Origin of the sequence: Aliiglaciecola sp. NS0011-25 (assembly GCF_040370605.1) — a bacterium.
GTDB lineage: Bacteria > Pseudomonadota > Gammaproteobacteria > Enterobacterales > Alteromonadaceae > Aliiglaciecola > Aliiglaciecola lipolytica_A.
On sequence record NZ_BAABWR010000019.1, the window covers coordinates 81,163 to 104,212 of the forward strand.

21 protein-coding genes are annotated in these 23,050 nt (G+C 38.9%); 6 read left to right on the plus strand and 15 right to left on the minus strand.

Annotation, left to right across the window (positions count from 1 at the left end; all coding sequences use genetic code 11):
• Window positions 1-219: 219 nt before the first annotated feature.
• The 5 genes from ubiG (at window position 220) to yfaE (ending at window position 5,905) form a co-directional block, all read left to right on the plus strand.
• A complete protein-coding gene (gene ubiG / locus ABWV72_RS16295) occupies window positions 220-933 on the plus strand; it encodes a bifunctional 2-polyprenyl-6-hydroxyphenol methylase/3-demethylubiquinol 3-O-methyltransferase UbiG (protein WP_353371747.1) in 714 nt (237 codons plus the stop codon).
• 2 nt (window positions 934-935) lie between these two features.
• The gene (locus ABWV72_RS16300) at window positions 936-1,622 is read left to right on the plus strand and encodes an HAD family hydrolase (protein WP_353371749.1); all 687 of its coding nucleotides are present in this window, start codon (window positions 936-938) and stop codon (window positions 1,620-1,622) included.
• A gap of 492 nt (window positions 1,623-2,114) precedes the next feature.
• Window positions 2,115-4,436 carry a class 1a ribonucleoside-diphosphate reductase subunit alpha gene (gene nrdA, locus ABWV72_RS16305; RefSeq protein ID WP_353371751.1) on the plus strand — a complete coding sequence of 774 codons (2,322 nt, stop codon included), beginning with the start codon at window positions 2,115-2,117 and terminating at the stop codon, window positions 4,434-4,436.
• A 69-nt stretch (window positions 4,437-4,505) separates the two neighbouring features.
• Complete coding sequence (gene nrdB / locus ABWV72_RS16310; RefSeq protein ID WP_303501533.1) at window positions 4,506-5,636, plus strand: class Ia ribonucleoside-diphosphate reductase subunit beta; 1,131 nt, start codon at window positions 4,506-4,508, stop codon at window positions 5,634-5,636.
• Window positions 5,636-5,905 carry a class I ribonucleotide reductase maintenance protein YfaE gene (gene yfaE / locus ABWV72_RS16315; protein WP_216046701.1) on the plus strand — a complete coding sequence of 90 codons (270 nt, stop codon included), beginning with the start codon at window positions 5,636-5,638 and terminating at the stop codon, window positions 5,903-5,905. The genes nrdB and yfaE overlap by 1 nt, the downstream gene beginning before the upstream one ends.
• A 96-nt stretch (window positions 5,906-6,001) precedes the next feature.
• Here yfaE and ABWV72_RS16320 read toward each other — a convergent pair whose 3' ends face one another.
• The 13 genes from ABWV72_RS16320 to ABWV72_RS16380 form a co-directional block, all read right to left on the minus strand.
• Window positions 6,002-6,946 (minus strand): AEC family transporter, encoded by a 945-nt coding sequence (locus tag ABWV72_RS16320; RefSeq protein ID WP_216046702.1) that lies wholly within the window; start codon window positions 6,944-6,946, stop codon window positions 6,002-6,004.
• A gap of 801 nt (window positions 6,947-7,747) precedes the next feature.
• Window positions 7,748-8,626, minus strand: a complete 879-nt coding sequence (locus tag ABWV72_RS16325) for an NAD(P)-dependent oxidoreductase (RefSeq protein ID WP_216046704.1) — start codon at window positions 8,624-8,626, stop codon at window positions 7,748-7,750.
• A gap of 804 nt (window positions 8,627-9,430) precedes the next feature.
• A complete protein-coding gene (locus ABWV72_RS16330) occupies window positions 9,431-10,429 on the minus strand; it encodes an alpha/beta fold hydrolase (RefSeq protein ID WP_353371754.1) in 999 nt (332 codons plus the stop codon).
• A gap of 155 nt (window positions 10,430-10,584) precedes the next feature.
• Window positions 10,585-11,007 (minus strand): GNAT family N-acetyltransferase, encoded by a 423-nt coding sequence (locus tag ABWV72_RS16335; protein ID WP_353371756.1) that lies wholly within the window; start codon window positions 11,005-11,007, stop codon window positions 10,585-10,587.
• 133 nt (window positions 11,008-11,140) lie between these two features.
• Window positions 11,141-11,980, minus strand: coding sequence for a class I SAM-dependent methyltransferase (locus ABWV72_RS16340; protein ID WP_353371758.1), 840 nt, complete (start codon window positions 11,978-11,980; stop codon window positions 11,141-11,143).
• Window positions 11,981-12,046: 66 nt separating this feature from the next.
• On the minus strand, window positions 12,047-13,321 hold the full coding sequence (locus ABWV72_RS16345) for a sugar phosphate isomerase/epimerase family protein (protein WP_353371760.1): 1,275 nt from the start codon (window positions 13,319-13,321) through the stop codon (window positions 12,047-12,049).
• A 174-nt stretch (window positions 13,322-13,495) separates the two neighbouring features.
• Window positions 13,496-14,008: a YgjV family protein gene (locus tag ABWV72_RS16350; protein WP_216046708.1), complete on the minus strand. Its 513-nt coding sequence runs from the start codon at window positions 14,006-14,008 to the stop codon at window positions 13,496-13,498.
• A gap of 107 nt (window positions 14,009-14,115) precedes the next feature.
• Window positions 14,116-15,489 carry a serine hydrolase domain-containing protein gene (locus tag ABWV72_RS16355; protein ID WP_353371762.1) on the minus strand — a complete coding sequence of 458 codons (1,374 nt, stop codon included), beginning with the start codon at window positions 15,487-15,489 and terminating at the stop codon, window positions 14,116-14,118.
• Window positions 15,490-15,674: 185 nt separating this feature from the next.
• Window positions 15,675-16,334: a protein-tyrosine phosphatase family protein gene (locus tag ABWV72_RS16360; protein ID WP_353371764.1), complete on the minus strand. Its 660-nt coding sequence runs from the start codon at window positions 16,332-16,334 to the stop codon at window positions 15,675-15,677.
• Between the two features lie 77 nt (window positions 16,335-16,411).
• Window positions 16,412-17,041 carry a hypothetical protein gene (locus tag ABWV72_RS16365; protein WP_216046710.1) on the minus strand — a complete coding sequence of 210 codons (630 nt, stop codon included), beginning with the start codon at window positions 17,039-17,041 and terminating at the stop codon, window positions 16,412-16,414.
• Window positions 17,042-17,565: 524 nt separating this feature from the next.
• On the minus strand, window positions 17,566-17,817 hold the full coding sequence (locus tag ABWV72_RS16370; protein ID WP_353371766.1) for a TIGR03643 family protein: 252 nt from the start codon (window positions 17,815-17,817) through the stop codon (window positions 17,566-17,568).
• Window positions 17,818-18,253: 436 nt separating this feature from the next.
• Entirely contained in the window at window positions 18,254-18,727 is a 474-nt protein-coding gene (locus tag ABWV72_RS16375; RefSeq protein WP_353371768.1) for an HAD family hydrolase, read from the minus strand.
• A gap of 212 nt (window positions 18,728-18,939) precedes the next feature.
• Window positions 18,940-19,557 carry a hypothetical protein gene (locus ABWV72_RS16380; RefSeq protein ID WP_353371770.1) on the minus strand — a complete coding sequence of 206 codons (618 nt, stop codon included), beginning with the start codon at window positions 19,555-19,557 and terminating at the stop codon, window positions 18,940-18,942.
• Window positions 19,558-19,866: 309 nt separating this feature from the next.
• Between ABWV72_RS16380 and ABWV72_RS16385 the strand changes: the two genes are divergently transcribed.
• Window positions 19,867-20,034: a hypothetical protein gene (locus tag ABWV72_RS16385; RefSeq protein ID WP_216046714.1), complete on the plus strand. Its 168-nt coding sequence runs from the start codon at window positions 19,867-19,869 to the stop codon at window positions 20,032-20,034.
• Window positions 20,035-20,336: 302 nt separating this feature from the next.
• Here ABWV72_RS16385 and ABWV72_RS16395 read toward each other — a convergent pair whose 3' ends face one another.
• Both ABWV72_RS16395 and ABWV72_RS16400 read right to left on the minus strand, forming a co-directional pair.
• Window positions 20,337-20,678, minus strand: coding sequence for a hypothetical protein (locus ABWV72_RS16395; protein WP_353371772.1), 342 nt, complete (start codon window positions 20,676-20,678; stop codon window positions 20,337-20,339).
• 94 nt (window positions 20,679-20,772) lie between these two features.
• A complete protein-coding gene (locus ABWV72_RS16400; RefSeq protein WP_353371774.1) occupies window positions 20,773-22,479 on the minus strand; it encodes a protein adenylyltransferase SelO in 1,707 nt (568 codons plus the stop codon).
• Between the last annotated feature and the right edge of the window lie 571 nt (window positions 22,480-23,050).

Here is a 23,050-nt window from a genome sequence, read left to right on the forward strand (position 1 = left end):
AACTGGTCAAGTCAGTTTGAAAAGTTCGACTTCACTTATAGTTATAGTGGGTTCTAAATCGACTGTAGATTCTACCACCGAGAAAACAAAATAAATAGCCGTGATTAGCTTATATAGTGTGCAATCAAACAATTATTTAGCATATCTTCGGGTATAAAGGTCTGGTTATCTAAATTAATGACAGCTTATAATAGCAAACAGATGAAAAAGGAGTGAACAATGACCAATCAAAACGTAGACGCTGCAGAAATAGATAAGTTTTCGGCTTTAGCGTCTAGGTGGTGGGATTTAGAAGGTGAATTTAAGCCTTTGCATGAAATTAATCCGCTTAGAGCAGATTACATTCAGCAACGGACTAACGGGGTGTTTGACAAAAGCATTATTGATGTTGGATGCGGCGGCGGTATTTTATCAGAGTATTTAGCTAAGCAAGGAGCACAAGTTACCGGTATTGATATGGCTTCTGAATCCTTAGAAGTAGCGCGACTTCACGGTTTAGAATCCGGTGTAAAAGTAAGCTACCAACAAATCACTGCAGAACAAATGGCTGAGCAGCATGCCAATCAATTTGACATCGTGACTTGCCTTGAGATGTTAGAGCATGTGCCAGATCCGGCCTCAATTGTACGAGCTTGCGCTACGTTAGTTAAGCCTGGCGGTGATGTGTTTTTCTCCACATTGAATCGAAACCTGAAATCCTATTTGATGGCTATTGTCGGCGCAGAAAAAGTGTTGAACCTGGTTCCTAAGGGCACCCATGAGTATGAGAAGTTTATCCAACCCTCTGAATTATTAAGTTGGGTCGATAGCACAGATTTAATCACTAAACACATGACAGGTTTGCATATGAACCCCTTTTCCAAACAGTATTACCTTTCTGAACAAAACGTTGATGTAAATTACATTGTGCATTGCCAGAAAAGTGAAGTGTAAAGATGGTCTCGAAAAACAATTTATTTAATGACAAGTACGCTGGCATTTTATTTGATTTGGATGGCACCTTGTTAGACACCGCGGCTGATTTGGGTAATGCCCTTAATCATGTGCTTGCCCATTATGATCGCCCAGCCTGCCAGCCTCAGGAATACCGCTGTGTTGCATCAGACGGTGCCCTTGGTTTGTTAAAATTGGGGTTTGCAGAGGATTTTGAAGCCCTGTCAAAGCAAGCGTTGCAGAAATGCAGACAAATGCTTCTTGACCATTACGAACAGAATGTTTGTGTTGATACAACCTGCTTTGAAGGGGTTGAGGATAGCTTAGAGTTTCTGAATCAAAATGCTATTCCTTGGGGGATTGTCACTAACAAGCCTGGATTTTTAACCACGCAATTACTGACCCACTTCCCAATTATGCAAAGTTGCGGGATTATCATCAGTGGCGACACTTATATTAAACGTAAACCTCATCCTCTGCCGCTTTTAGAAGCCGCCAGAGTGCTTGAAGTGAATCCACAAAATACCTTATATGTTGGTGACGCGCTTAGAGATATTGAAGCCGCCCGTAACGCAAATATGGTTAGTGTCGCGGCGCTCTATGGTTACATTAAAGATCAACAAGAAGTGGTTAATTGGAAAGCAGACTTTGAGATAAGTCAGTTCAGTCAGTTACACGATCTAACCTAGGCACAAAATTCATCAAATTTATGTCACTCTCACATTTCATAAATGAACAGGGGGAAGCATAAAGAATACCAGATATAGTGACAGTTGAGATTTTAAACACTATATATCGTGATATTCTAAAAATAGATTTTGTCCTTCAAAAATAATTTAACTTTTTAATTTAATCTAAAATTTGCTTGCATTCGGCTTAACTCATTCGCTAATGCAGCTTCTAAGTTAGTCAATACTAACATATCAATTGGTTGAGTTTTTTTGGCGATAAAACCACCACATATTGGGTTGCAAATAGAGGTAAACACCTCTATCTTGTGCTCGTCACATTTTTTCTAACTATTCTAAAAAATAACCGGAAGTAAACGCTTTTCAATGCGATCAATTTACTCCATGAAGTGTGGCTAGAATTTAAAACGTTAATATACAAAAACAATGTGTTCGTTAAATTTTATTTTTCAGAGCATGGGGCGCTAATTATCTTATACGGCTATCAAATACATGAATAACTCTCTAAATGTCACGAAACGCGATGGTGAACGTGAAGTCTTAAATTTGGACAAAATTCACAAAGTCATAACTTGGGCGGCCAAAGGCCTAAAAAATGTTTCAGTTTCTCAAGTTGAAATCAAAGCTCACATTCAATTTTATGATGGTATCAAAACCGAAGACATTCATGAGACCTTGATCAAATCAGCAGCAGACTTAATTTCTACTGATACACCTGATTATCAATATCTTGCAGCTCGTTTAGCCGTTTTCCATCTGCGTAAAAAAGCCTATGGTCAGTTTGAACCACCTACTTTGCTTACTCACGTAAAAGAGATGGTTGCTAAGGGAAAATATGACCAACACATTTTAGAAGACTACTCAGAGCAAGAGCTGAATGAACTAAATCAATATATGGATCATTGGCGCGACATGAACTTCAGTTATGCAGCAGTTAAACAACTGGAAGGCAAATATTTAGTTCAGAATCGCGTGACCGGTGAAATCTACGAAAGTGCCCAATTTTTGTATATTTTAGTGGCAGCGTGTTTGTTCGCTAACTATCCAAAAGACACACGTTTAGATTATGTAAAACGTTTCTATGATGCCACATCATTATTTAAAATTTCTTTGCCTACGCCAATTATGTCGGGCGTTAGAACCCCTACCCGTCAATTTAGTTCTTGTGTATTGATAGAAGCTGGCGACAGCCTAGATTCGATCAACGCGACTGCCAGCGCGATCGTAAAATACGTTAGTCAACGAGCTGGTATCGGCGTAAATGCTGGGCGTATTCGTGCTCTAGGCAGTGAAATTCGCGGTGGTGAGGCTTACCACACCGGTTGTATCCCATTTTATAAATACTTCCAAACCGCGGTGAAAAGTTGCTCTCAAGGTGGTGTTCGAGGCGGCGCAGCAACCTTATTTTATCCGGTATGGCACTTAGAAGTAGAATCTTTATTGGTACTTAAAAATAACCGTGGTGTTGAAGAAAATCGAGTTAGACATCTCGATTACGGTGTTCAGTTTAATAAACTTATGTACACACGCATGATCAAGGATCAACATATCACGCTGTTCAGCCCCTCCGATGTACCAGGGCTTTATGATGCCTTCTTTGCGGATCAAGATGAGTTCGAAGCTTTATATGTTAAGTACGAACAAGATGATTCTATTCGTAAAAAGAAAATCAGAGCAGTAGAGTTATTTAGTTTATTTATGCAAGAGCGTGCAAGTACAGGGCGTATTTATCTGCAAAATGTTGATCACTGTAATACTCACAGTCCATTTAATCCGAAACTTGCACCGGTTAGACAAAGCAACTTGTGTTTGGAGATTGCCCTTCCAACCAAACCTTTGCAGCACATTAACGACGAAAATGGCGAAATCGCACTTTGTACCTTATCTGCATTTAATCTCGGCGCAATTGAAAGCCTTGACGAATTCGAAGAAATGGCTGACTTAGCGGTACGCGCACTGGATAGCTTGTTAGACTATCAAGATTACCCAGTCCCTGCTGCATACCGTGCGTCAATTGATAGAAGAACCTTGGGTATAGGTGTCATTAACTTTGCTTACTACTTGGCTAAAAATGGCAAAAAATACTCAGATGGAAGTGGTAATGCGCTAATACACAGAACCTTTGAAGCCATGCAGTATTATCTTCTTAAAGCTTCAAATAACCTAGCTAAAGAAAAAGGTGCTTGTCCTAAGTTCAATGAAACCACCTATTCACAAGGTATATTGCCCATTGATACCTACAAAAAAGATTTAGATAAGGTATGTGACGAGCCACTTCATTACGACTGGGAATCCTTGCGTAAAGAAATTGTTGAACACGGGCTGCGAAACAGTACGTTATCAGCATTAATGCCGTCAGAAACGTCTTCACAGATATCCAATGCGACAAATGGTATAGAGCCACCTCGTGGGCATATTAGTATTAAATCCTCAAAAGATGGCGTACTCAAACAAGTGGTACCTGAATACGATAGATTGAAGGAGCAATACGAATTGCTTTGGGATATCAATTCCAACGATGGTTACCTGCAATTATGCGCCATCATGCAAAAATTTATCGATCAAACGATTTCTGCCAATACGAGTTACGATCCTGGTAAATACGAAGGTGGAAAAGTACCTATGAAATTGTTGTTAAAAGACTTATTAACCACTTATAAATTGGGTATTAAAACCTTGTATTACCACAATACACGAGATGGCGCTTCTGACACTTCACAACTTGAATTGAAAAAAGAAGTCGCTACACCTTTGGCTCAAGAAGTTGTCTTGGAAGAAGATGATGATTGTGCCGGTGGTGCATGTAAGATCTAAACCAAAAACCAAGTTTGGTGGCGTATTGCGCGCCACCCAGTGTTAAACCTCACAGAGTACTGACGGTAAATGAAATACACCACTTTTAATCAAAAACCAACGAATCCTTTATTGGAACCTATGTTTTTCGGCAATCCAGTGAATGTTGCTCGATACGACCAGCAAAAACACAGTATTTTTGAAAAATTAATTGAAAAACAAATTAGTTTTTTCTGGCGTCCAGAAGAAGTTGACGTCAGTAAAGACCGGGTTGATTTCCAGTCTTTAAGTGACTCTGAAAAACATATCTTTATTTCCAATTTAAAATATCAAACATTGTTAGATTCGGTTCAAGGAAGAAGCCCAAATATTGCATTTCTTCCGATTATTTCGTTACCTGAATTAGAAACGTGGACAGAAACATGGTCATTTTTCGAAACCATACATTCACGTTCTTACACACACATTTTGCGTAACCTGTTTACCGATCCTAGCGCTATCTTTGATGATATTGTTGTCAATGAGCAAATCAAGCAAAGAGCAGGTGATATATCAAAATACTATGATGACTTGATTTTCTATACTCAACTTTGGCAAACCCAGGGTGAAGGTGTACACACAGTTGATGGAGTTGCTTACACCATCACTATGCGTGAATTAAAGAAAAAACTGTATTTGTGTATGAACTCTGTCAATGCTTTAGAAGCAATACGTTTCTATGTTTCCTTTGCTTGTACATTTGCATTTGCCGAGCGCGAGTTAATGGAAGGTAATTCGAAAATTATTCGTCTTATTGCACGAGATGAAAATCTACACTTAACCTCGACACAGCATATTCTTAATCTTTGGCAAAAAGGCAAAGATGATCCTGAAATGGCAGAAATAGCGGAAGAGTTAAAAGACCAAGCTAAAGAAATATTTATGCAAGCTGTTGAACAAGAAAAACAATGGGCTGGATATTTATTTGCACAAGGCTCAATGATTGGCTTGAATGAAGAAATATTGTGTCAATATGTTGAATATATTGCCAATCATCGCATGTCGGCTATTGGCATGGGTCAACCTTTTGATATCACCAGCAATCCGTTACCTTGGATGAATAATTATCTCAACTCTGACAACGTACAAGTTGCCCCACAAGAATCAGAAATAAGCTCTTACTTGGTCGGTCAAATTGACGCTGAAGTAAATGCCAGTGACTTTGACGACTTCGATCTTTAATGTCCGAGAAGAAACAATACGTGATCACCATTGACGGTGATCACCCCCCTATCCTCACAGACCAATCAGACACTATTTTAGAAAGCTTGGAAAAGCGCAATATCGAAGTTCACTATCATTGTCGAGAGGGATTTTGCGGTGCTTGCAGAAGTAAACTAATAGATGGTGACATTGACTACACGACAGATCCTTTAGCCTACATTGATGATGACGAATTTCTACCCTGTTGTTCGGTAGCATTGGGAGACATAAAAATTAAACTTGTATAGTTTATCAGTTGTTAGACCCATTAAATCATCCTTCAATCTCTAGTCTCATGTTAATTTCAATTAGCCGCTGAGCATCTAAAATCCAGCAGTTAACACCTAAATTAATTCAAATACTTTCAATAAAAATATACCTAAAGTAGTGGTTAACATTGAGCCTATGCTGGTCACCGCAATGATGGCGGCAGCCAAGTAATGATTACCGTGCATAGCTTGTACCATTGGATAACTGGCCGCTGCTGTGGGGGACGCACACATAAGGTACAAGACACCAAGCTCCTCACCTCTAAACCCAATAAGAACGCCACCTAGTGTTATCACCAAAGGAAGCACTATTAACTTCATAGCGGATGACCAATAAAGTACCGAGGAAGAATGGAATTCCTTGATTCGAATAGACGCTCCGGCACATAACAAAGCCAATGGCAGCGTCATACCAGCGAAGTATTCACCTGTATGCAGCGCTATTTCAGGCACAGGCACATTCAACAGTGAAACAGCCACACCTAAAACAATAGAGATAATTAACGGGTTTTTACCAATATTGAGGAAAATAGAAGCGAACCCATTTGAGCCATTTTGATGCATGTGTCGCGACAACGTCACCACTGACAAGACGTTAAACAATATGGTTATTACCGCCAAATAGATTGACGCAATAGCTAGCGTGTCTTCGCCATATGCGCTGACCACAAAAGCTAAACTAATAATCCCCATGTTACTTCTAAACGCACCTTGCACAAATACGCCTTTATCCGCTCGTTCAGAAATAAATCGTGTGGCGAAAACGTCCAGAAACAGAAACAAAACTAGGGTCGCAATAAAGCCGTAAATCACCAATGCAGTGGGTAAACCTTGCGTAAAATCAGTCATTGATAGTTTTGTGAAAAGCAAACACGGTAAGGTGACTTTAAATACTAAAGCGGACCCCATTTTGGCAAAATCATCATTCAACCAACCAATGCGTTTGAATAAAAAGCCCAAGCCAATGATAAAGAATATAGGTGTGGTTATCTGCAACGAAAAATTTAAGTCAGAAAGCAATTTGAGTCCTAATTAATGAATATGTAGGTAAAACGGGAATATTAAAAACAAAGTAGGACTATATTCTATTTGATTTGCGCCCTGTGTACTTGTCCATTTGAATCTATTTCAATAACACATTGGTAAATTTCAAAATTAAACACACTGCTTAATACTATTAAATCTCCGCTTGTAGTTTTCTGCATTGTAAAGCTCGAAAGATTAACTGTTTTGAGCTGCCTCAAGACACTAGTTTTGCTCACTCCTTGGCTAAAATTAGCACACAGAAAAACCACCTCTTTACGGGCTTCATTCCAATAAAAAGCGAAGAGCAAGAGTCCTAAAATTGACAGTAAAAACAGTCCTATTATCGCTCGTTTTTGCAGACTAGACCAGATAACCATGTACCTTCAAATTTACCATTGTTATGCAAGTTTACGGCTAAATCTAAAAGGCAGCAATAGAGGTAATTGTAAGCATTTGCGGCTTATAGCTCTGCAGCACAGCTCAACACTGCCGGTACGTTTTTAGGTAAACAAACAACATGAGGTTGAAATTTATATGAAAAATAGCAAAGACATTTGCTAATAATTATACCAACACTCACTTCAATTGGATTCTTTGTTCGCCACATACAAAAAATCCGATAATTAAACTGATGAAAAGTGAGAGCTGACAAGCAAACTACAAACACATATTCAACGATTTAGTTATCGGATTCAAACCATACTAGCTCAGCCTGATTACACAGTGACCGCAGCTAATATGAGGGTACTTATTTAATGGAACCAAGCGTTATGCTTGGCTCCAATTAAATCTTTATTACTTTTCCAACTTAAGGAAGTAATCGAAGATTTCTGGAACGTTACCGTTACCCATGCCTTCATCGAATGCAGCTTGAAGGTTATGAGAAGTACCTTCAGCAATTTCAGCACGTGTACCAAGATCTTCAACCATCTTAAGGAAATAACCTAGATCTTTATTTGCATTAGCAATAGAAAAACCTAAATCACTTACACCATCAACAGCGTAATTCTTACAGAATTGCATAAATGGTGAATTAGATGGACCAGTAGACATGATGTCGAACAATTGTTGACGGTCAACACCTGCACGATCAGCTACAGCAAAAGCTTGTGACATAGTACAAACCGTTGTCATACCCATGAAGTTGTTAATTAGTTTAGTAGTATGACCGGCACCTAGTGCACCAAGATAAAAGACATTTTCGCCTTGTTGGTCAAGCACTGGTTTAACTTTGTCAAACGTAGCTTTATCTCCAGAAGCCATGATATTTAGAAGACCGTCTTTAGCGTGAGCTGGAGTACGACCTAAAGGAGCATCAACCATGCCCGCACCTTTCTTGGCAAGATCAGCACCAATCTTACGAGTAGAAGCCGGAATCGATGTTCCGAAATCAATCAATACAGCACCTTCTTTAATGCCTGCAAGGATACCGTCTTCGCCGTAAACAACTTTCTCGACAATTTCAGAGGTAGTAAGGGCAAGCATGATGATATCACTTGCTGCAGCTAATTCAGCTGCAGAAGTTGCGGCTTTTCCGCCTCGTGCAACAACTGCTGCAACAGCATCTTTATTCAGATCCATTACAATTGGCTCGTAGCCTTTTTTCTGCAAATTTTCTACCATATTGCCGCCCATCAGACCGAGGCCGATGAAACCGATTACTGGTTTTGTCATTTCTAACTCCTGGAGTTTTGGTATGTAAAGTTGAGTATAAAAGAATATACACCTGTTAAAATTTAAGCAAATGTAGAACAGCTATCAATATTGCTGTTCTTGAATGACTCAATCGGTGATTAAAAAATGGAATTTACTCAAATAGATGTTTGCTTATCTAACAATTACGAATAAATAAATACGTAAATTAAAGGTTAGCCTTTTGCAAAAATATCCTGACTAATTATAGCCAATTTTGAAACTCTACCATTCACACCAATTAGCAAATTTAAAAATCACATATGCAATGTCATTACCAAATGATCAAACCATTGTAGGAGATCTAAAACCATATGTCATTACCAAATTTAAAATAATAATAACAAATTGGTAATAATATACGGTTACCGACTGACTTTTAGACACAACAGCATAATTTTAATTATGTAAACTGATTAACTCATTCTGCCGCAAACCTACAGTTAAACGTCTAACCTGTTTTCTTGCGTTCTATAAAGCGTAGACTAAATAATCACAAAGATTATTTTTCTTAAACTTTCTAGTATTAACAATGAAATCGAATTGCTGATAAGTCATCGCGTAAGCGCATGCCCATTGTGGCGTAATTGGTCTACCTTCGGCACAAAAATTAACAGTGTTATCTAATTTACAGACGTTTCGGGAAAATTGAACATCAGCCGCAGCAAAGCCAAGATATAAGCCGCGATGTAGCCAATGTTCATTCTTTTTTGGCTACAGATACGTTACAAGGCGCTCGTCACTAGTGCCTAATGCGGATTAGGGTTAATCAAAATTAATTCTCTATTATTGCTCAAGCGCTTTGTGAAACGCCTCAATAAAGGCTGGGTAATCTTCAAAATGTGGCATGTGCCCTAACCCTTCTAACTCAAACAAAACCGAATCCTTGATTATGCTGTGAGCCTGTTTACCAAGTTTAGTATATTCACCTAATTTTCTAGTGACTCCAGATTTTAGCCAACCTCGACCAGGCCCCGTCTTATCGCGTGTGCCGATAATCAAAAAGGTCTTATTTTGGATTTGAGGAAACTTAGCGACAATATTTTCAGAAAATATGGGCCCATAGGTCAATGCATTGTTCCAAGCAACAATTTGCCAATCGTCACCGGCTAACATTCCTGCTAAGGGAACAAGTAACTTTTCATATTCAGTTGACCATTTGCCGTCATAGTAATTATTTTTTTGATAATTTATTGCCCCAGCCAAGGTCGTTTTGAGCTCTCTTGCATAAAAGAAATTTATATCTTTAAATTCTACGTATTCACTATAATTTTCAAGTCCAATAGGGTTAATTAGGATGAGTTTGTTCACTGAATCAGTGTAATTTACAGCAAAGGTCACTGCTAACATTCCGCCCATAGAATGACCTACAATGTCATACTTTCCAATCTTCAAACTATCCAACAACGACTTAGTATTTAAACCCAGTTGAGCAAAACTATACTGATAATAATTGGGTTTAGATGACTTACCAAAACCAATCTGATCGGGAATAATTACTCGGTAATCTTGCTTCACCAGATCGTTCGCCACTTTCTCCCAGTAGTAACCGGAGAAGTTTTTACCATGTAACAGCACTATGACCTTTTCTGCGTCTTTGTTGCCCACATCCATATAGCGCATTTTCAGTTCTTGATTTTGCGAATTGAAAATAAAAGTATGTACGTCAAATGGATATTCAAACCCATCTAACTCTTTATTAAATTTGACGGTACTGTCAGCGAAAACTGGCAACGCAAAGCTTAAACAAGCAATTACGACTAACCCTCCAAAATATCTTTTCATGTCCTTCAATCCCTAATAATAATTTGATCTATCACGCATGATTAACTGCAAACTATCTCTATCACCCTAGGTGTTAGCTTCTGCGTACGTATTAAATTTGCAAAGCCTAGCATAAGTTGTAAAAACGTTACTCAACCGATGGCTTAGCTCCTACTCTAATCATAGATATTAGGCTGCCAAATTTGCATAATTATGTCGGGGTTTTCTAGGCTTTGAAACCCAAATTGAGAATACAGACCATGAGCATCACTTGTTGCTAACATAAAACGACGTAAACCTTGCAAGTCTGGATGGGACACTACAGCTTGCATAAGTAATTTGCTGATCCCCAAACCGCGATATAATTCTGCTACGAACACATCTCCAAGATACGCAAATGTTGCTTTATCGGTAATAACACGAGCAAACCCCACCTGCTCGCCCAACTGGTTATATGCGCCAAATACTAACGAATTCGTAATCGACTTTTTAAAGGTTTCAAGGGGAATATTTTTAGCCCACGAAGTTTTAGACATAAAAGAGTGAATCACCTCTATATCTAAATCGTTGGGATTCGATGAAATTTTAAATTCATTCAATTTAATTATCCTACAACAGTTATGGCTTCAACTGAAAACCCAAATCGTTGACCTGATTATGTTTCTACAGATATATAATCACAAATTTTAAACGCTTGATCACTTCTTACTTGCAGCTTTTTTGTTATAAACCTCAAACCTTTTTAGCAATAATTTCAACGGGAGCAACGAGCCCATTAGTAATATTTTCAATCATATTTTTCATTTTAAGTGCCGTGTTGTCCTGCATCAAAATATGTAGTCCTAACGGTGAAGTATCGCTACTAGACTGTGTTTTTGCTCGTAGCTGCCTAAAAAAGTCAAGGGCAAAATCGACCCGATTATTTACACTTGAAACCGCAAAGCCAGCACCACTTAAGGCCTTTTTGTATTGGCTTGGAGTGGATAATTTACTGTTACTACTTTCAGTCGCCCACGGGACTGGATAGATCAGTTCACCATCGTTTTGACGCATAACATCATACACCCCAAAAGCTGAGCCAGGTTTCAACACACGATATATTTCACAGAATAACGATGTTTTATTCTCTATATTCATTCCAACATGCAGCATATAACCGCCATCGAACATATTATCTTGAAACGGCATTGATAAAGCACTTCCGTGATAAAGCCTAATATATTCGTCAAGATTCAACCAGCCACTCAAGGCATTTCCTGTTTCGACATATTCCGATGTTAAATCTATCCCGGTAACGCGGCTTTCATGTTTAGAAGCTAGGTGTCGTGCAGCGCCCCCTAAACCACAACCAACATCTAACAAGTGACTTCGCTTAGAAAACTTAAGTTGGTCAATGAGATGATCTGTTGCTAAACGTCCACCGATATGGAACTCATCGACTGGAGCTAGATCGTCTAAGGTTAGATTTTCGGAGGTTTTACCCAGGGCACAAAGCGCTGCTTCGATGGCACTTAGCAAATCGCCATGTAAATAATGTTCAGAGACTCGTTCATCATGGGACACAACACTCATCCTGTCGATTCTTCAATAAAATCAAGCAGCACTAACACTGCAATAGTAAGCACAATGGAATGCAGTTTACTTTAATACACTATGGTACAAATATTCCCATGCCAACTGCACACTGTGCATAGGCGGGTAGGAATAATCTTCCACTTCGGCAACCATGTATTTTGGCGGGTTAAAGTCAGCATGATGAAATAACGCCATCCAATCAATCTCGCCACTTGCCCCCAATTCCTTATAATCTTTGATGTGCCAACTTAAAAATCGATCTGAATATTTTTTAAAATAATCGATGGGTTCAACACCAGCTACTTGCATCCAATAGATGTCAGCTTGAAAATAAACATATTCGGGATCGGTATGTTCCAAAAAGTAATCATAAATGCGGGTGCCTTCAACAGTTTTAAATTCATCAGCGTGATTGTGGAAAGCGAAAGTGATCCCCTTTTCACGGCATAATTTCCCTATCGCATTGTAATAATCGCTATAGCGTTTTAGTTCACCTTTGTTTTTTATGGATGAAAGTTGATTGTTGGACGTTGTTAAATACTTTACTCCTGCTGCCACGTGATCATCTATGGTTTTTGACCACCATTCCAACGCGTCTTCCCAATCATCAGCAGCAGGGAGATCATGAAACGTCATCGAACCCCAAAACTGTATGCCGTTGCCTTCGACTAAATCCCGAAACTCTGTTGCTGACATGCCATAAAAAGTACCATTTTCATAAACAAATGTTTCCACATAGCTATAACCCATTCTAGCCAACTCACGCAGTGTTTTTTCGGGATCTTTCAACATTTGCTGATGGACAGAAACCAATTGAATACCAATATTTTTATCCTTTGGATTTGATTTAATATAGCGGGTTTTCCAAAGACTTTTACCGGATTCATCATAACCTTCTAGTAACACATTGGTTGGACTTTGAAAGTCAAATTCGACTCGCAAATAAAAGTTACCCAACATATCCAGATCTTGCATTTCCCATTTGGTTTCAGATGTAAAACGCCCCATTCCTTTGAAAATAACGCCATGCTGATTTTGTCCTAACGCAATAATTTTCTTGCTCTTAGCATCATAACCAATCAGCTCAGTCAGTATGGGAAGATATTTCCCATCTTGATATTGCAGCACTTCTACTTGCATCGAAAGCTTATTCATAGTCGAAGTATTGTGCATTCTAATGGCTGGAAATGTGGCGATACTTTCTGTACCGGCATGCTCGCTACTTACCCAATGCCCAACATATTGATGTAAGCGGTCAACTTGAGAGTCGATGGAATTTTGTGCCAAGCTATTTTGAGTGAAAACAAAAATCAACGTTAACGCAGTTAAAATTCTCATACTTGTAACCTGTTGTTTGTTTATTTGAGAACCGAAAGGTTGTCAATTATCAAGGCAAAAGTTAATTATTAACTTTAGCTGCTATATTCTGATTTTTAGCAATCCACTTTAAATAGCCATGATCGTCATTAATGCACTCAATACATCTCACAAGGCCTGAATACTGGTGATTGATTATACTGTGGGTTTACTTAATTTACGGGCAATGTAATAGCGATAAAACCCCACTGCACTGCTGCCAACAAAAACGATTTCAACTAATATACCTACAGGAGACCATAAAATAATATTATGTATTAGCCATAATGATCCTCCCAATATCATCATAATCCGCAAAAACTTATCGTTATGACTAAATGAGCCTGTGGTAACAAAAACCGTCGCAGCAAACCCTAAAATACTCAAAAAACCAATATACGTATAAACGGTAATAAATAAACTAACGACAAGTGACACGGCTGCCATCCATTGAAATTTCCATTTGATCGAAAGTAAAAACCGAAAACTAGAAAACAGGAAAATATAACCTGCAGTCGGTTGATCAAGTAACAGATAATGAAAACCATTAAACAAACAGCTAACGGATAAAAGCGCTAAAAGACGATTTTTATCCTTAAGTTGCATAGCAAAGCACTCTATCGTAAGAGTGAATGTAACTAGCACTTGAGAAAGTAAAAAATCTGGCATGTATTTCCTAAACAATGATCATTGATATACGCTGCTACAGCTAAAGACCACATATCCGCCATACTCGGCTGCTGCATCGATGTTCAAGCAATGACTTAATCATTTTCTTAAATTGACAATTTAATCAAGCTTTCTTGTTCCCCTTGGTACAGGTAAACCGGAACAAGTTCGGCGTTTCCTTCCACAGTTCTTAACTGAAAGTAATTTTCTGTGCACTCATAGGAATATGAATCATTTTCTCGTGGGATAAGCTTTCGTTTATTCTCGCCTTGATATTGGGAATAAAGTGTCCCCTGTTCGAATGAAATCGTTAAAATTTTCGAATCTGGAGCCCGATAATTGCCGACCAAAGATGTCGCTAAATCATCGACTTCTTGTTCCCCACCAATTGGCTTAGGTGAAAGCTTTAATTGAAGCCCTATCATGTCTAACAACGCTGGACCTGGATGCTTGCTATCTATATTAGTAAAAGCAGTAGCGGTTAAATCTTCACTTGGAAAATAGACATGCCAAGCAAAAAATCCCGGAACCATACCTTGATGACTAACACTCTGTAATCCACTTATCGAGAATACATCTAGTCCATAACCGTAATTCACAGGCTGATTATTATCCAATCGCGCGTTACTGGTCATTAATTGATAACTTTGTTCGGAAATAACCAGTCCCGATTTTAATCCGTTTTGCCAAAGACTCATGTCTTTGAGTGTCGAGGCAATAGCACCAGCAGAATAGATCCAACTGCGATCAACTTTCCATGCTCTGTCTGTCACTTCTTCTGGAATAAGATAGTGTTCGGGTTGGTTACGGCTACTGGTGTAACCTTTCACTTTTCCGGCAGATGTTCCACTAGTAATAACAAAAGTATCGTCCATTTTTAATGGTTTAAAGAAGGTTTTAAGCATGAACTGGTCATAAGGCATGCCGGAGGTGACTTCAATCACTTTGCCCAATAAAACATAGCCTAAATTGGAATAGCGATATTTCAGACCGGACTTTGCGCTAAGGGGTTGCTTACTAATTCTTTGAATAACCTGATCGATAGCAGCGTAATGGTCATAAAGCATAGCTACCGAAGGGTCAGCTAAATAATCAGGTAAGCCAGAAGTATGACTTAAAACACGATCAATAGTTAAATCATTATATTCTGGATTAATATCTTCAATAAACTGGCCTAATGTGTCTTGTAGAGATAGTTTTTTCTGTTCTGATAATTTTAAAATCGCAGCAGCAGTAAATGTTTTAGTCACCGAGCCTATCTGAAATATATCGTCTATTTGCAGCGCTTCCATTGTTTCGATATTTGCGATCCCCGCCGCGCCACTGTAAATATGTTTACCAGACTGATCTAACCTAACAGCCATTCCTGGTGTGTCAGCATGGGTATGACATTGTAAAACCGCATCAAAATCACTTTGTTTTGCTGTCGCATTAATTGCGTACATGCCAATATAAAAACTAACTAATAACTTTTTGTACACCTAAAAGGCTCCCTATTATTTAAAACCACCCCCCCATAATTAACACGTTTTGATAACCCAATTCCCATTCCTAAGGTGATAAGAACAGCTAAGTGATCTTGTGAGGTGCATGCAACAGAATTTTGCTTTACTGCGACCACTCGTCTTTGCTGGATTCAAAAACCGTCGATTAAATCACGCCTGACTCAACCTTTTGTCAACTGATTGGCATAGGTGTCGCCCCAATTTTTTCTGTGCTCACCTACATTTTCGCTGGTTACATCCCTTAATTGTTGTAACAAGGATGTGGACTTGCCAGAATCTAAACCTACATATCGGAATAAAGCATAAGCTATCATGCCGGTGCGATGAATTCCTGCAGAACAATGGATATATATTTGAGCGCCATTTTGTAGCGCCTTTACACAAAGGTTAAAAATATCATCTATTTCTTCAAATCTACTCGGCTCAGGCGGCTCCGCCGACTCTAGTGACAACCACAACCAGCTTAAACCGTTTTTTACAGTTGCACGCCCTATATCTTTAGCACCCTCTTTTTCAGAAAGTAAGGTGAATATGTGAGTAGCCCCACAAGCCTTCATATTCTCAAGCATCTTCACTTTTGGACGATGCCCAATAGCAATACAACCATTCAACAGTGCGACCCAATTTAAATTTAAATCAGGGTTCTGCTTCGGCATAGACTTTAATTTTCCAACCAAAGGACCAAGTTTAACTCTGGACTCTGGATTCGTATTCATAAACGCTTTAGCTTCGTCGGTCAACGCCTGATTCGCAGGTGAATCATGACTCCCAGCGCTCAATTGGCTTTCAAATTTTTTTAATAGTTCGTTAAGTTGCAACATATTTTTCTTAATTTAGGTTAAACATTTAAGCCGCAAATCCACACCATGAATCAGCCCAAACTTTAAGTTCGTTAGGTTTACATTAGATCCCGCTTAAAATCATCATACAGTTTTTGCACAATAGGTTCTGAAGCTGCATTAAAAAACTTCATCATTGATTCTTTCGATGAAAATAACGTTTTTAACTTTATTGAATATCCAGGTGCAACGGGAGAAATCGGAATAGCATTATACGACCAGATAATGTTACCCGCGCTATCAAATAACTGTGCAGCGATATTGAAACGAGAATTAAACTCGTCAGAAAAACCATGAACCATTCCTAACACCACCACATTGAGTGTAATAACCAACTTATTTTGCGAGTTACTATCAAATCGAATCTTCAAGTTATCTGCGTTTACTTTTTCAATAAATTGGTTCTGCACAATCTCATTAAGACTTATTTGGTGTTCATCCATAAATTGTAATGTAAGCTCTCTTACTCCTAGACCATCACTAGCAATTCCAAAATGATGATAACTGACACCTGTCCATTGAACCTCGACGGTGCTTATCGCGGATAGCATCGAATTGTCATTTGGACTAGCTTCGAGTTTTACAGTCTGTAATTGCTCGAAATTTTCTTTTTTTAGTTTTACATTCGGGACAGATGAACAACCACTCACAAAGATAATAAAAAACAGTCCTAAACAGTATAACTTCATCACTACTCTCCTTGGTAATTAACATTTAATTTAGCTGAGCAGTCTTTCATTACAGGCCACGACCATTACAGTCACGACTTAAAGGTCTATTTTCATATACACCTTTATGTGGTTGTAGATTAAATCTGCTGATGGGGTTTTCATACCAGCTTTTAACCCATAATAGCTGATAAAAAAACGGATAATTATTGGCTAAAATAAGTCACAAAGATACAGATACTTAATTTTTTTTGGGTGTTTTAAATGAGCTCATTTAACTTTCCAATTAAAGAAGCGAATGCAGCGATTTACAGTCGCAATGTAGGGGAAGATATAGATAAATTGCCATCTAAATCTGTTGAAAAACAGGCTGCAGATTGATTGAATTTCGTTACATGCAAAGGAGTAAAATAACCAAAGGCTTCACTAAAAATCAAAACCCAATATAAGAGGAAGACCGTAAACTAAAAACCAGGTATGACCGTTAAATGATAAAGACGCTTAGAACGGCATACTAACTTTTAAATGGATACTATATTTAACTTTTAGCGTTGTTTGTATTGAGTAGGACAATAACCTCGCGAGACATCTAAACTTCGACGCTTAAGATGCTTTGTTGAGCGTCCAGCAACCCGTGAACGCCAAAGCTTAAAACTCCCCAGTTTTAATTGACTGCGCATGAATGAAATCACTTCAGACTCATTTAAACCAAATTGTAGCTCTATCGCCTCAAAGGTAGTTCTATCTTCCCACGCCATCTCAATAATTCGTGATTCACTTTCTTTGGATAATCTCATTAGGTAATCTTTGTCTAAAAATATACTTAATTTACGCTCACACAACTTTTTTAGATCATCCAGTGCTGATTTAAAACTTCACTCGACTAACGTCTCAAATATAACTAATTTATATGCATTTCTGGCTCACTTTCACAACATAAGTCATTAATACTATCAGTAAATTAGCCGGTTAAAATCCATGTGAATGAAAGCGCCACCATGTTATTAGCGCTTAGGGTATTTAAAACATTTAGCGCGTACGCTTAAGCTGATTCCGTATTCATTACAACATAGCGCTCTGCCACCTTTCTATAGCCTAATTCTAATAGCAATTGTTGTTAACGAACAGTGGATCATTAAGCCTTCGCCACCACATTGAAGTTGAGAGCCGATTTTTCCTTTGCCGAATAAATATGTAACGTATTTGGCACCATCCTATACCTAGAAGGCGGTGTTAAGTGCAAAGTTCATCTAAGCTTTTAATTTGCCGACAGGTTAAATTAGACGGCATTGGCTGATTAGAATGATTAAGCCAAATCGCCTCTAGTCCAGCTTCTATGGCAGGAATAATATCCCTTTCTAGACTATCACCAACCATCACCATATTGGATGTTTGCTGCTTTATATTGGCTGCTATTTTCACATAGAATTCACTGCTGCCTTTTGCTACGCCTAGGTTGAAGCGACCAAAATAGCCAGCGATAAACTTTGCAAGTCCCACTTTTGCGAACGCGGCTGCAATGTCTAAAGCAGTTGATTCTGCCGCATTGGTTGCTACATAAATAGTGGAATTGGCTGCGATCGACTGTAATGTTTCATATGCCCCTGCCACAGCTTCCACCTTTGACCAGTTGCACATTTTTCCTTGCTGATCTGGAAAGTCGACCATCAATGTATCGCCCCAGTCAAAAAGATAAGTTTTGTTCAATTTTTGCACCTTATGCACAATACCCAGGTTTCAATCGGAAACAAACACATGCTTGAATTCCTAAAAGTCTTCAGGCGGATGCAGACTATAGTTAGATAGCAACTACCTGAATAAATATCTTTTGATTGATGAATGCCTATCTAATCTCAATGCTTTTACACAAACCCCCTTATAGAGGTCGCTATTTTATGGGTTAGCTAGCTATGCCGTTATTAATTTTCAATAGCACGAATATGCTTGATATAGGGTCTTAATTCCGGCTTATTTATACGCGCCTCATCTAAATGATCCGCCCATTTGGGTAAAACATCAAATATGAGAGGATTCACGCTTAACTGTACATCTATTAAACGTGTCAAAATATCAGGGGAAAAAGCTTCCATGCTCCAATACCGAGAATTTTTATAATAGTAATGACTCATTTGACGAGCAAGATTACACATATTTTTATACATGTATTTCCCCGTTTCGGGCTTTGGTTCATCATCTGGTAATAGCACATCAAAGTTAACTAATGGAGGCGCTTTCAATGAATTCCAATCTTCGAGGTAGGATAACGTTTCATCCTTTAACTTGGTGTTCAACAGAAGTCCAGAAACAGGACTAGGAACATAAACAGAATGAACTTTAGAAGCAATTAACCTAGACAATACGTTATTATTGTAACTTCCATTAATTTTGAATTCTGCGATTGGATCCCCTCTGTTTATCCAACAGTAATTCTGTTTATTCAAAAGATCAATCACACTTCCACTATGTGTAAATCCCGAGGCGTAACCGGGAATTACTGCCACTTTCGAGCCTATTGTAATGCCATTTGGTATGTCCATATCCCCCCCTAATTTTGATGATTAATTGATCCACAGAATGATTTCACAAGAACCTCTATAAAAAGGGCCAGCCTCCTCGACCAGAACCAGAGTTAGCTTGCTAAAGACTAAATCATTTAGAGGCTAGCATGAACAAACATAGCATAATTTTTTTAGCGCTCAATTAACAATTGAAAATAGTTGATTAAAATTATTACAGAATGAGCGAGCCAATGAATATGCGCCCCAATAAACGATGGGAATAGACATTATGTGTTTGTTAACAGCGCAAAAAAGACTGACATTTCATTCGTCGACCTTAGCGAACTCATGAAAGCTTTTTTAGACAGTTATGATCCTTCTATGACTGAAAATGTTGTAGTCGCCAAAACTGCAGAATTCAAAGAGCGAGTTTTGCAGATCGAGAACGTGATTACCTTCCTTGCTGCCGCATTAGAAAAGGTAAGAAGCGGACTGGATGAAACTTTAAGTAGATAAGGTCTGTTGCAGTATCACAAAAATTAGGGTGATCACTGAGGTTTTTGCAAACAGTGGAAGGTTCGACGTATTACTAATCAACTACAAAAATAACAATTGGAAGAAAATCCAATGACATTGCTTTTGCTGAGATAAGTGCATTTTGTCGTACTTTTAAGCGATACACTAACGAATCGCCTCAAGACTACAGAGCTAATACAAATCAAAAATCATTAGGTTAATTTTGTTTACTCGCAAAACTTCGTCAGTGGCGATAGAAAACAAAGCTTGATGTTTGTGCTGTAACTTATGTTTTACTAGTACTAATTACCGCCCTTAAAGTACATAAAAATAAACACAATCATTAAATGCCCTAAAGAAACGGATAAACCCAATAAACCATTTTTAATCTTTGCTTTACGATAGCCTTCCAAAGACATAATAAAGCCAATAGATACGGTAATTGGATATGTAAGTATGAACAGCGTAAGGAAAACAGCAATACCCATATCACTAGCGGTCAAGCCTTTAACCCCATGCAAAATGAGTATCACCATCATTGGCCAGATAAGAAATGACAAGCAAGCCAATCCAGAAAATATTAATAAGATAAATGAAATTCGCCTAGCGTTCAAAATGACTCCTTGTACTTTTAATCCCGTCATAGGTTACCCGACCTATAGCAAAAAAACAGTGCTCATATTACGCAAGGCAAAATTGAAATTACCTAAAAACACCGGAACCAGTAAGGTGTTAAAGTTAAGAAGAACAGCTGTAGTGAGACACGCCACCCGCATCAAAATAAACATGTGGCTTTAAGCTGTAGTACTTTTTCTCAATTTCAATCGGCTGCTGAGCATAGGGTTGTGTTAATACCTGTTGCAATTCATGAACAAGTTTGAAATTCCCGACACTTGCTTGCTGATATGCTGGCACGACTAGCCATTCTCGCCATGTGTATTTAGGATTAAGTTGCTGCATTATTTGCGCTGTTTTTTGCAAACCATCCTCAGCATTATCAATTAAACTTCGCCAGCTATGCAGCCATTTTTCCCATTGTGCTGTTAATGCGCCCGATGGAGCATTGTAGAAACTTTTACTTAAGCTAGAAATATCGTCAGGGATAGTTGAAAGCTCCCGAAAAAAGATAGTGTAGTCAACAGAGGTTTGTACCATCAGCGAGATCAGTTGATTGAATAATTCAGGGTCAAAAGACGACAAGCCAAGTTTAGACGCCCACATCGTATTGGTTTTTTCTTGCATGACTGAAGCGAACTCAAGATTTACCTGATTCAATGAAGCCATTGCCGAAGGCGATGATACGAGCAAAGGCTGCAAGGCTTTGCAAAACATATTGAAATTGGTCTGTGCTGCGGCCCCCTGATTGAAAAAGGAAAAATGTTGTCCGCCCCCCGTCCAGGGTTGGTAATAAGGTTCAAACCTCTCAACAAAGCCAAAAGGACCATAATCGAGTGTATAACCACCGCAAGCACAATTATCACTATTAAAATTTCCTTGGCAGTAGCCAACGCGCAACCAGTGACAAATCAGCGAAGTTAATCGCTCGCGAAATGCTACGGCTAATTGCACAATTTGATCTGCAATTGCTAATTCACGATTGACCTCATCTGCATATTCTCGCTCAATCAAATGCACCGCAATCATCTCTAACTCTTTAAGTGCGTCTGGATATTGATTAACCCGCGCTCGACGAGCAAAGAGTTCAAGTTGGCCAACACGTAAAAACGAAGGAGCTACCCGGGTTGAAATCGCCACAGGGTTAGAGACTGTCATATCTGGGTTGGTGGAATACGAACCTTGCGAATACCAAGGGCGACATACCTGCTCTGATTGCGAAACGAACAGGCATAAAGATCGAGACGTAGGCACACCCAAGGCATGCATATGTTCTTGCGCTAAAAATTCCCTAACACTTGAACGCAATACGGCACGGCCATCACCACCGCGGCAATAAGGCGTGCGTCCCCCACCTTTTAACTGCATCTCCCAACGTTTACCATTAATAACAGCTTCAAGAACAGAAACCGCACGGCCATCACCATAACCGTTACCCGTTTGAAAAGGGCATTGCTGAATGTATTCAGTACCGTAAATTGACAATGCGTAGCCCGTGGCCCAGCCAACTGGACGCATTGGCGAAGGTACAGCGGATATGTCGCCAGAAAATAATCGAGTAAACGCCTCTGTGTGCGCTAGGCTGTCATCAAAACCTAATTCAGCGAAGAATGCTTCACTGTGGGCAACATATAGAGGATCATCAATGGGTGTGGGCTTTACAGGAACATAATGCCCAGAAAACACTTGTCTAGGCTGATAATCATCGCCTGTTTGAGTGGCATCAGGGTCGCAATTAAGATTATCAACTAAGGAGTAGTCGCTTAACTTAGCCAAATCTTCTAGAGTCTTTACACTTACTGGAACATCCGTAATTGGTCGCTTAGCCATGGAATTCAAGCACCCTTTTTCAAATCAAATTCATAAAAGACAGTATATTGCATTTAGATTCGTCATTCTTATGATTTTAATTCGTCTACACCTCCTACCTAAAAGAACTCACTGTGACCTCCATTTTAGAAAGTTACCTAAGCAATTGAACTTGGCTAGAGGCTGGCTTCTTTAGTTTACTTTTCTTAGCTGTTGAAGAAAAGTAAATTGAGCCTCATGGGTGAGGGTTGAAAAACGTCATGGATGACGGTGAGCGACGCGAATTAAAAGCAAACCCCGTGCATTATAAGTAAGCTCGGTGCATGCTTTTGATCTTACGTCTCTTACAGCGACTCCAAGTTCACCGAGCAACGAAGACAAATAAAGAACAAATGACATGGATGTCATTTAAGCAATGCCTTGTCGGGAACAAATCATTGCGGTCTTTAATTGGCAAGTCGCGCAGGTAACAGAACTTGGCGGGAGCACGGCTTCTTTTATTTACTTTTCTTAGCTGTTGAAGAAAAGTAAATCGGGCCTCATGGATGAGGCTTGAAAAACGTCATGGATGGCGGTGAGCGACGCGAATTAA

What these genes read in the sequence shown, in the direction of transcription:
- yfaE (WP_216046701.1), top strand. Translation starts at nt 5,636, where the DNA reads ATGTCCGAGAAGAAACAATACGTGATCACCATTGACGGTGATCACCCC.
- nrdB (WP_303501533.1), top strand. Translation starts at nt 4,506, where the DNA reads ATGAAATACACCACTTTTAATCAAAAACCAACGAATCCTTTATTGGAA.
- ABWV72_RS16350 (WP_216046708.1), bottom strand. Translation starts at nt 14,008, where the DNA reads ATGCCAGATTTTTTACTTTCTCAAGTGCTAGTTACATTCACTCTTACG.
- ABWV72_RS16340 (WP_353371758.1), bottom strand. Translation starts at nt 11,980, where the DNA reads ATGAGTGTTGTGTCCCATGATGAACGAGTCTCTGAACATTATTTACAT.
- ABWV72_RS16400 (WP_353371774.1), bottom strand. Translation starts at nt 22,479, where the DNA reads ATGGCTAAGCGACCAATTACGGATGTTCCAGTAAGTGTAAAGACTCTA.
- ABWV72_RS16395 (WP_353371772.1), bottom strand. Translation starts at nt 20,678, where the DNA reads ATGACGGGATTAAAAGTACAAGGAGTCATTTTGAACGCTAGGCGAATT.
- ABWV72_RS16300 (WP_353371749.1), top strand. Translation starts at nt 936, where the DNA reads ATGGTCTCGAAAAACAATTTATTTAATGACAAGTACGCTGGCATTTTA.
- ubiG (WP_353371747.1), top strand. Translation starts at nt 220, where the DNA reads ATGACCAATCAAAACGTAGACGCTGCAGAAATAGATAAGTTTTCGGCT.
- ABWV72_RS16360 (WP_353371764.1), bottom strand. Translation starts at nt 16,334, where the DNA reads ATGTTGCAACTTAACGAACTATTAAAAAAATTTGAAAGCCAATTGAGC.
- ABWV72_RS16330 (WP_353371754.1), bottom strand. Translation starts at nt 10,429, where the DNA reads ATGAAAAGATATTTTGGAGGGTTAGTCGTAATTGCTTGTTTAAGCTTT.
- ABWV72_RS16370 (WP_353371766.1), bottom strand. Translation starts at nt 17,817, where the DNA reads ATGAGATTATCCAAAGAAAGTGAATCACGAATTATTGAGATGGCGTGG.
- ABWV72_RS16345 (WP_353371760.1), bottom strand. Translation starts at nt 13,321, where the DNA reads ATGAGAATTTTAACTGCGTTAACGTTGATTTTTGTTTTCACTCAAAAT.
- ABWV72_RS16385 (WP_216046714.1), top strand. Translation starts at nt 19,867, where the DNA reads ATGAAAGCTTTTTTAGACAGTTATGATCCTTCTATGACTGAAAATGTT.
- ABWV72_RS16325 (WP_216046704.1), bottom strand. Translation starts at nt 8,626, where the DNA reads ATGACAAAACCAGTAATCGGTTTCATCGGCCTCGGTCTGATGGGCGGC.
- ABWV72_RS16380 (WP_353371770.1), bottom strand. Translation starts at nt 19,557, where the DNA reads ATGGACATACCAAATGGCATTACAATAGGCTCGAAAGTGGCAGTAATT.
- nrdA (WP_353371751.1), top strand. Translation starts at nt 2,115, where the DNA reads ATGAATAACTCTCTAAATGTCACGAAACGCGATGGTGAACGTGAAGTC.
- ABWV72_RS16365 (WP_216046710.1), bottom strand. Translation starts at nt 17,041, where the DNA reads ATGAAGTTATACTGTTTAGGACTGTTTTTTATTATCTTTGTGAGTGGT.